At 30.8% G+C, this 9,423-nt stretch carries 10 protein-coding genes; 8 read left to right on the top strand and 2 right to left on the bottom strand.

Annotated features, from left to right (window positions below; genetic code table 11):
* The first annotated feature begins 227 nt into the window (after nt 1–227).
* Nucleotides 228–452 (top strand): hypothetical protein, encoded by a 225-nt coding sequence (locus tag DIU01_RS10940; protein WP_290834377.1) that lies wholly within the window; start codon nt 228–230, stop codon nt 450–452.
* A gap of 401 nt (nt 453–853) precedes the next feature.
* Here DIU01_RS10940 and DIU01_RS10935 read toward each other — a convergent pair whose 3' ends face one another.
* Together DIU01_RS10935 and DIU01_RS10930 are read right to left on the bottom strand one after the other, a co-directional pair.
* Nucleotides 854–1,210, bottom strand: coding sequence for a helix-turn-helix domain-containing protein (locus tag DIU01_RS10935; protein ID WP_290834375.1), 357 nt, complete (start codon nt 1,208–1,210; stop codon nt 854–856).
* A 2-nt stretch (nt 1,211–1,212) separates the two neighbouring features.
* Nucleotides 1,213–1,542 (bottom strand): type II toxin-antitoxin system HigB family toxin, encoded by a 330-nt coding sequence (locus DIU01_RS10930; RefSeq protein WP_290834373.1) that lies wholly within the window; start codon nt 1,540–1,542, stop codon nt 1,213–1,215.
* Between the two features lie 339 nt (nt 1,543–1,881).
* Between DIU01_RS10930 and DIU01_RS10925 the strand changes: the two genes are divergently transcribed.
* The 7 genes from DIU01_RS10925 to DIU01_RS10895 all read left to right on the top strand — a co-directional run bounded on the left by DIU01_RS10925 (nt 1,882) and on the right by DIU01_RS10895 (nt 9,251).
* A complete protein-coding gene (locus DIU01_RS10925; protein WP_290834371.1) occupies nt 1,882–2,412 on the top strand; it encodes a hypothetical protein in 531 nt (176 codons plus the stop codon).
* Between the two features lie 8 nt (nt 2,413–2,420).
* The gene (locus DIU01_RS10920; RefSeq protein WP_290834369.1) at nt 2,421–2,783 is read left to right on the top strand and encodes a hypothetical protein; all 363 of its coding nucleotides are present in this window, start codon (nt 2,421–2,423) and stop codon (nt 2,781–2,783) included.
* 219 nt (nt 2,784–3,002) lie between these two features.
* Nucleotides 3,003–4,157 (top strand): AraC family transcriptional regulator, encoded by a 1,155-nt coding sequence (locus tag DIU01_RS10915; RefSeq protein WP_290834367.1) that lies wholly within the window; start codon nt 3,003–3,005, stop codon nt 4,155–4,157.
* Between the two features lie 138 nt (nt 4,158–4,295).
* Nucleotides 4,296–5,354 carry a serine hydrolase gene (locus DIU01_RS10910; protein WP_290834365.1) on the top strand — a complete coding sequence of 353 codons (1,059 nt, stop codon included), beginning with the start codon at nt 4,296–4,298 and terminating at the stop codon, nt 5,352–5,354.
* Nucleotides 5,355–5,409: 55 nt separating this feature from the next.
* Complete coding sequence (locus DIU01_RS10905; RefSeq protein ID WP_290834363.1) at nt 5,410–6,876, top strand: serine hydrolase; 1,467 nt, start codon at nt 5,410–5,412, stop codon at nt 6,874–6,876.
* A 222-nt stretch (nt 6,877–7,098) separates the two neighbouring features.
* Complete coding sequence (locus DIU01_RS10900) at nt 7,099–8,316, top strand: ATP-binding protein (protein ID WP_290834361.1); 1,218 nt, start codon at nt 7,099–7,101, stop codon at nt 8,314–8,316.
* A 149-nt stretch (nt 8,317–8,465) separates the two neighbouring features.
* Entirely contained in the window at nt 8,466–9,251 is a 786-nt protein-coding gene (locus tag DIU01_RS10895; protein ID WP_290834359.1) for a DUF3667 domain-containing protein, read from the top strand.
* Nucleotides 9,252–9,423: the final 172 nt, after the last annotated feature.

Here is a 9,423-nt window from a genome sequence, read left to right as displayed (position 1 = left end):
TTTGAGTTGTGCAACATGCACAACGGTTTTGCGCTATTGCTGGGCTTGCGCTTGCTATTTTGTCTTCGTGGAAAATAATCTGGTGGCTACAATTCTATCTTTCTAAGAAATGTTGTAGTTTTGTTTTGGTCAGTGCTTGCAGCAGCAACAGACGGCAAGCATGGGAACGTTAGCTGTCAGTTTTTCGCCAGACTAGAAATTATGTATAAACTAAACTAAAAAAAACAATGAACAGATTTTTTTATTTTAAAGTGACATTTTTATCAATTACTGCTGGACTTTTTGCAGGAATTTTAGTTTATGGGTTATTTGATATTGATTTTTCAGATAGCGAAGCATTAACACAATTGTTATTGAAATCTTTTGTGACTGCAGTTGGAACAGGATTGATATTGGGAATATTAAATATGTTTTTTAAAATTGGTAATTTCCAGAAAAAAGAAAATTCCTGAAATCTGATTATGTTTCTGAGCAATGTTCGTTTATAGGTTTGTAAACTTTTCGTTTTTAGGAAGTTTAACAATAACTTATTTGTAATGGAATCACTTTTCTCGGCTAAGTTCATTTTTGTGTCTGTATTCTAAGAGCAAAACCGAACCGCTAAAAGCCGTATCGCGCAATTGCGAATTTTGTTCAAAATTCACTTTTACATTTCGCAAGAAATTTTATCTTTGGTAGAAAATAATTAGTTCCAAAGTTCACAACCTCGCCGAGTTCCGGAACGTCAGGCTGTGAAAAAACTAATTTAAAAAGAGAAGTTATTCGGATACCTCTCAGAGAAAAATTCCGTACAGACGATTTTTAAAGGCTCATTTTGAGTATTTTCACAGTATGACGTTAACAAAAATGCTTTTTACGCACTGTGCAAAAATACTTCAGCAGGAATTCTAAAAAAATCTTTTAGCTTTTGAGCCATTTTCAAAGTAATTTCTCTTTTACCAGATAAAATAGCAGAAACATGACCTTTACTGCCAATTATTGGCTCTAAATCCTTTGCTTTCATTCCCATTTCTTGCATTTTATATTTAATCACTTCCAAGGCATCTAACTCAGGTAATTGATAATGCTTTTCATCATAATCTTTAACCAAAACAATAAGCAAATCCAATTCATCGCTATCTGGTGTATTAGGTTCTGCGTTGAATATCTCCATCATTCGCATTGAAGCTTTGTTATAATCGTCTTCTGTTTTTAATACTTTCCAGTTCATAATTAAATCATTTTGTTTGTTAAAATTGTTGTGTCAAAAGCAATTGTTTCAACATTGATTTTGTCATATTCTTTATGTGTTCCAAACCAAATTACATAGCAAGCGGCTTGTAAAAAATTAGCGGAAATAATCAATCTAAAATCATTTCCTTTAATGTTGAAAACAATGCGACTATTATTTACTATGCTTGCATTGCCATAAACATTTTTAACCTCGTTGAAATTATTGAATTCATGTTTAGAAAACTCATTATACCAAATTAGCAATTGAGTTTCTGCCATTGGATATTTTTTGATGTAATATAAAATCGTTTTCTTTACGAGGATTTTCATGTGACAAATATAATAAAAGTTTTCAATTTGCAAACTATTTGTCTTGGAAATTTAAAAATAAGCACATTTGTTAACACTGGTTAGCATGAATGGCGAAGTCAGAGCTATCAGGAAAGTACGCTGATATAATTAAATTTTGTCTATATTTGTTTGGTCAGTGCTAGAAGTCGCCACTACATGCTAGGCAGCGGACGTCAGGCTGTGAAAAAACTAAGTTAAAAAGAGAAATTATTCGGATACCTATCAGAGAAAAATTCCGTACAGACGATTCTCAAAGGCGCATTTTGAGTATTTTCATAGTTTGAAGTTTGCGGTAATAATCACAAAAAAACGCAGAAATTGAATAGACAAGAAAGAAGAAAATACAAACGAGAACAATCAAAAAAACCAAGAAGAAAAATTGATTGGATTAAAGTAAAGAAATCATTCAAAACAATCCTTTTAATCAGCTTTAGTTTTGCAGTATTAATTTTTTGCTTCTCCTACTATGTAATTACTGACCAGAATAATATAAGAACATCGGTTGCAAAAGAACCACAAACGACAATAGCTAAAGTGACATCTATAAGTGGAAAAGGAGTTCGATCTGCTGAATATGAATACATAATAAATGGTAGAAAATATGAAAATTCAACTTTTCATTCATTTAATGGAAATGTAGGCGACGAAATTTGTATTGAATATTCAATTAAAGAACCTGATATTAGTGTGTATTGTAATGAAAAAGAAATACAAAGTGTAAAAAAAGATGTAATTCTATTTTCAATAAAAATGCTTGGTTTTATGATTTTAGTTTCTATTGTCTTGATTTTATTGCAAATTTTGATTGGAGACAAAAAACTTATGGCTGAAATTACTAGGAGAAAATAGCAATTAAAATGCAAAAGATTTATAAATTATTCTTACTTATCATTTTCTTAGGCGTTATATCTTTATTTGTTAAAGGTTATTTATACAAGTCGGAAATTGAAGACAACAAAAGAGAAACTATTTGCAAATTTGTTTATTGCAAAAAAGCTCCCAAAACAACAAGAAGTTATTTTAAATATTATGTTAATAATAAATCATATAGTAATAGTTATGGAAATTGTCCTGAAAATTGCGAGGAAAAAATTAATAAATTTTATATAATGAACTACTCTAAAATTGACCCTAATAAAATTTTAGTAGATTTTTCGAAGGAAATTAAAGATACCGTAAAAATATTAAATGCTGGATTTTATTCTAAAGACTTGAAATAGAAAATTTAATTAAATAAAGAAACCACCGCTAACAGCCATTTAGCAATATTGCGAATTTTTGTACTAACTTCACGTTTACATTTCGCAAGAAATTTTATCTTTGATAGATAAAAATCGGTTTCGACGTTCGCCACTGGCGTAAAGCGACCAACCGTTTACAGTAATCATAAACCGTAATTAGACGATAAAAAAACTTAATCCAACAAAAGAAAACAAATAATGAATGATATTAACCTGTTGATAATTGTTACTTCAATTTCGTTGTTCATTTCATTGTTTCTTGCCATTTTTCTTTTTACCGTTAAGACAAAACAAAAAACAAGCAATGCACTTTTTGCCACGTTTTTAATTATTACAGCAATAGATTTAAGTGGACCTTTGCTCAGTTTAGCGGTTGACAAGCCTTCAAATTTAGGAATGCTTAGAAATACAATGGCGTTCTTACAAATTCCTGTTTTTTATCTGTATGTTTTATCGGTTTGCTATTCCGATTTTAAACTTAAGCCCAAATATTTAGTGCATCTGCTTCCATTTTTGATTGCAAATATTATTTTATTGCCTCGTTTTTACTTCGTAGATGTAGCATCTAAAATTGATTTGCTGCAAAATCGTCAAAGTGTACTTGAACTGCAATTCAGCCATATTCTTTTTCATACTCAAATCGTTGTCTATCTAATAGCCGTTTTTATGCTGTTGCGAAAAACAAAAAAATTGTACCTCGAAAATTATGCTGGAGCCAATATTAATTCCTATTACTGGTTGTTCCAGTTTACAACAGCACTTGCAATATTATATCTAATTGCTCTTGTAAAAAACATTTTTAAATTTTCACAATATGAATACATCTCTGAATGGGTAAATAGTGGACTCCTAATTTTTCAGTTGTTTGTTACTTGTTGGTATTTATTGAAAGCATTAAACAATCCAGATTTGTTTCGAAATATCGATTCAAAATTAAAATTAGTTGCTGATATTATTCTGGAAAATAAAGATAGTGAACCTTTGGCAGGAAATGATAAAAAGCAAGATGAAACGCTATTGAAATTACAACAGTTCATGATGGATGAAAAGCCTTATCTAAATCCTACTTTAACGATTCAAGATGTTTCTAATACAATTCAAATCCCAACGCGAGAGTTATCTATTTTAATCAATCATCAATTAGACCAACATTTTTATGATTTCGTTAATTCCTATAGAATAGAACATGCCAAGGAAATTTTACAAGATACTACAAAAAGCAAGCTCACTATCTTAGAAATTTTGTATGAAGTGGGTTTTAATTCGAAATCTTCTTTTAATACAGCTTTTAAAAAGCATACAGGTTACACGCCTACTGATTATCGTAAAACACTATTAAACAAGGATTTGTAATTATTCGTACTTGTCTTTTTATTTACTCGTACTGATTTTTTTTTAATAAAAGCGTTCGAATACTTCCACTCGGTCGCCTAGTCTTGATTTCTGTCTCAAATTTGTATCGAAATAATTTTTTAACTAAAAAACGATACAATGAAAACTTCTTTAAAATTTTTAGCAGTGCTATTAGTAACAAGCACAATCTCTTTTGGACAAGACATTTCTAAAAGAATTGATTCTATAATAAAAGATAATTATCAAAAAAATCCTAATGTAAGTATTAGCGTTGGTTTAATTAAAAACAATGAAGAATTCTTCACCTCATCTGGCAAACTAAGTAAAGAAAGTCCAATTGATGTAGGCAAAAATTCCATATTCGAACTTGCCTCTATCACTAAAATATTGACTTCCAATTTGATTGCACAAGCGGCTGTCGAAAACAAAATAAAATTGGATGACTATATCGACAATTACCTTCCTAAGCAATATGTTTTAGATAAAAATCTTAAAAACAAAATAAAAATATCAGATTTAGCTACTCATCAATCGGGTTTACCTGATATTGATTTTGGAAAGTTGATAGAACTAAATCCGCAACAGCCTGTTAGTAGTGTCACTGAAAAAACACTAACCGACATCATCAATACTTGTACTGAACTGAAAGATTATGGGACATATCGATATTCTACTATTGGCTATACTTTACTGGGGCAAATTCTAGAGAAAGTTTATGGTAAAAGTTATGATGTAATTATTCGAGAGAAAATTTTAGTACCATTAAAAATGACTCAAACTTTGACTAAGGACTTTGATGTAAAAAATAAAACAATGGGTTACAATGGTGATGGTGGAGCTCAAGAATTATTTGAATGGAATGTAACTGCGCCTGCTGGATTAGTAAAATCAAACGCTTCTAATATGGTTACCTATTTGAAGGCTGTCTTAAACAAAGAAACTTCAATAGGTAAAGCTGCTTTAATTATGGAAAAAATCTTCTATAAAGACGAAAAAAGAGAAATGGGATTAGGTTTAAGCATCTCAACAGATGAAAAAGAGACCATTTATTTAAAATCAGGAGATTCTATGGGACAATGTTCTATTCTATGTTACAATAGAGTTCAAAACTGGGGCATCATCATACTTCTAAACCAAAGAAATCCAAAAATGAGGCAAGATCTGTTGAATAAAATTATTGATACAGTTTTGAAATAAACCTTAAAAATTCAAATTTAATAAGACAAAATATTTATTTCCAAAAAACCATACAATGAAAAAAACATTCTTATTACTAATGCTTACAGTACTAATTTTAAGTTGTCAAACAGGCAAAAAAATAGTATCTAAAAATAGAGATTTTACCTTTATTACAGACAGTTTAAATATTGAACAACAATTAGAAAAACACAAATTGGCAGGATTTAGTCTTGTTGTTTTTGAAAACTACGAGATTGTCTATTCTGAGCAATTTGGAGTAAAATCGGTAAATTCCAAAGAAAAGATAGATAAAAACACTGCTTTTTCAACGGCATCAATTTCAAAACCAATAACGGCTCTTCTTTGTTTTATTCTAGAAGAAAAAGGCTTAATTAAATTAGAGGAACCCATAGACAACTACCTAAAACGTTGGCATTTGCCAAAAAGTAAGTTTACAGAAAATAATAGTCCAACTTGGAAACAATTTTTCAATCATACTGCTGGTACAAGTCAAGGTGGGTTTGCCGACTATTATGAAGGAGACACAATTCCAACAATAAAACAAAGTCTTTTAGGGCAAATTCCGAGATATGATAAAGAAATTGAATTCTTGTTCACGCCGGGTTCAAGTTTTGAATATAGCGGTGGCGGTTATGTAATTATCCAAATGGCATTAGAAGACACTTTGAATAAATCTGTTGCAGCACTTGCAGAAGAACATATTTTTAAACCTCTTGGCTTGAAAAATACTACAATGACGCAACCTAGTGAAAATGGGTTTCCTACAAATGTAGCTTTAGTTCATGATGAAGATGGCAAAGTGATAAGAAGTGGTTTACCAATCACGCCACAAGTTGGAGCTTCTGGAATGTGGTCTACTCCTACTGATTTGGCAAAAATTTCCATTGAAATACAAAATGCATTGCGTAATAAAAATAACAAAGTGATTTCTCATAATGTTGCAAAAAAAGTAACCGAAGTAACCGCTTTAAAAAATGCTGTTGGCGGCTGGAGTTATGGATGGCAAAAGTCTTTTGGTTACAATAATTACGATTGGTTTTCGTGCAATGGTTCTAATACTGGAGTTGGTGGTAATATTTTAGCTACGATGACTGATGGCAATGGCATTGTATATCTTGCCAATGGTGAAAAACCAAATCGCTTTCCTGTAATGAATTATACTCGAAATAAAATTCTGAAAGTAATGGATTGGAACAAAACATCTAATGATGACATTCAAGAAATTCCTGCAAGTTTAAAAGAAAAACTAATTGGAACTTATAACGATTTCATTTATGGTCAAGGAGTTGAAACCAAAATAGTAGAAAAAAACAACCGTCTCTATGTTGAATCTTTGCTTTTAGAACATTTTAAAGGAAAAAATGATAATGAGTTGGTCTATTTAAAAAATGGATTATTTAGAATCATAGATTATCCAAACTTGTTACAATTTGAATTTAACAACGACAAACCAAATGCTGTACTATTAACAAGGGATAATATGACTATTAAAATTCCATTAATTGCTAATGCAAAATAACTACTGCCAAAAACAGTTGTAAGAAATTGGGGCTTTCATGCTCAAAATAAAGTTGATTTGTACTTTTGATTTTGGCTTGTAATCGAAAGTTTAGGGCTTTCAAATCCCCAACTTCTTACAGCCGAAAAACGATGTACTTCATGCCGAAAACGAAATCCTACTACGATAACTTTTTTGACAATTAAGTAATAATCATTACATTTACTATCAAAAATTGGTCAGATGTACAAAAATTCGAGTCCTGAAAATACCAAAAAACTTCAAGAAAGTATAAACTTTAACAAGGTGGTCTTAGAAAGCAGTCCAGATTGTCTTAAAGTTTTGGATATTGAAGGAAGATTGCAGTTTATGAATTTCAACGGTTTGTGCCAGATGGAAATTGATGACTTCTCTGTCTATAAAAATCATTTTTGGTGGGAATTGTGGGGTTCAGAAAACGAAATGCTAGTTAAAGATGCCGTTCGAAAAGCTTTAACTGGTAAAGCAACAGAATTTTCTGCATATTGTAGTACTGCAAAAGGAACGCCCAAATGGTGGCACGTAACAATTACTCCAGTCGCGTCGGCTGATAGCGAAATCTATCAGTTACTTTCAGTTTCAAGAGACATCACAGCGCAAAAAAAAGCAGAGGAAGAAATAATGAGCTTAAACAGCTTGCTCGAGGAAAAAGTCAAAATTCGCACAGAGGAATTATTAGAAAAAAATATAGAGCTTGAAAAAATTAACAAGCAGCTTGCAGTATTCCACTACATTACATGTCATGATTTACAGGAACCTCTGCGTAAAATACAATTGTTTAGTAGTAGAATAAGAGATGTTCAAATTGAGAATGAAACTGTCAATTTTTATTTAATTCGAATATTAGCAGCTTCAGAAAGGATGCGAAGTTTACTCGATTCGCTAAATAGATATTCAACTTTGAATGATTTCAAAAGTTCTTTTGAAAACTGCGACTTAAATGATACGGTTCAAGATGTTATTGATTATTTGCAAGACACCTTACTATTAAAGCAAGCAAAAATCGAAAAAAAGCATTTACCTGTAATTTTTGGATCAAAAGTACTTCTCACGCAGCTTTTCATTAATATTTTGGAAAATGGCCTGAAGTATAGCAAGACTGACTGCATACCATTTATTAGTTTTTCATCTTACGATATTAATGCTGACGAGTTGTCTTTTCCGATAAAAAAAAATATCAAAGAACTACATGTAATCGAAATTAAAGATAATGGAATTGGATTTGATAATGCTTATCGCCATCAAATTTTTGAAGCATACAAAAGACTACATAATGACACTTCAACGAGTACAGGAAATGGTTTAGCAATTTGCAAAACGATTGTAGAAAATCACGATGGATGGATTGATGCGACAAGTATTCCGAATGTTGGAACAACTTTTAAAATATATTTCCCAAAAATACAGGTCAAAAACGAATAACTTCTGTTTTGCACAAAGCTAGTTTAGTTTTTCTTCGCTAGAAATTACACTCGATAGAGCGAAATTGCAATCAGTAGCAAACAAATAAAAATCACAAAAGCACTTTCTAACCCAAGTGCTTTTTTTGTATTATTGTAAAAAGAAATGTAATGAGCCACAACACTACTTGCTTAAACTGTAACGAACCTGTAACCAAAAAATTCTGTCCCAATTGCGGACAAAAAACTGATACGCATCGAATTACTTTCAAGCATTTCATCACTCATGATTTACTTCATGGAGTTTGGCATATAGAAAAAGGAATTTTGTTTACGTTGAAAGAAGCCTTCCTTCGTCCAGGAAAAGCAGCTTTGGATTATATTTCTGGTAAAAGAATTCGATACTATAATGTGTTCTATTTGACACTTTTAATGATTGGTTTGAATTTATTCCTATCGCATTATTATGATCAACTATCTCAACACTATTTTGGTACATTTGATTATTCTTCTAGAAATAAAGTAGGCACCACACTTGATACCTTCTTAGATAACTATTCCAAGATACTTGTTTTCTCTGTCATACCATTATTTGCCTTGAACAGTTTTATATTGTTTAGAAAAAAGAAACTGAATTTAAGCGAACATTTCATAATTGCCGGAATGATTTTTCTTGGTTTTTTAAGTATTTTTATCGTGGGAATAGTTATATCGTTCATTTATTTTTTGAAATATGTAGATGTCATTGCTGATGTTATAGATTATCTAATACCACTACTTCTTCTTTTTTTTCTAATTAAAAACTACTACAGTACCTTTAAAGACTCCTATTCTACTTTTAACATTAGTTGGCGATTACTCCTATTTGTCCTGCTATTAATTATTGAATTGTTCTCTTTTATAATATTTATGTATGGCTATATAACAGATTGGAAATTTGGAACAGTAACTTTTTAATATACCAATACCACAAATTTACAATCCGTACCCACAAAGAAATTAAATTATCAATAGCAATAGCTCAAGAATATCACCAAATAAAAATCCGAAAAGCACTTTCTAACCAAAGTGCTTTTTTTTCTTGGAATTTTCTACAAAAAAAAAGAACCATCCGAAGATAGTTCTTAAC

It is taken from the genome of Flavobacterium sp. (assembly GCF_003525665.1).
In the GTDB taxonomy this organism is placed as follows: domain Bacteria; phylum Bacteroidota; class Bacteroidia; order Flavobacteriales; family Flavobacteriaceae; genus Flavobacterium.
This window is presented reverse-complemented; position numbering and strand designations above follow the sequence as displayed.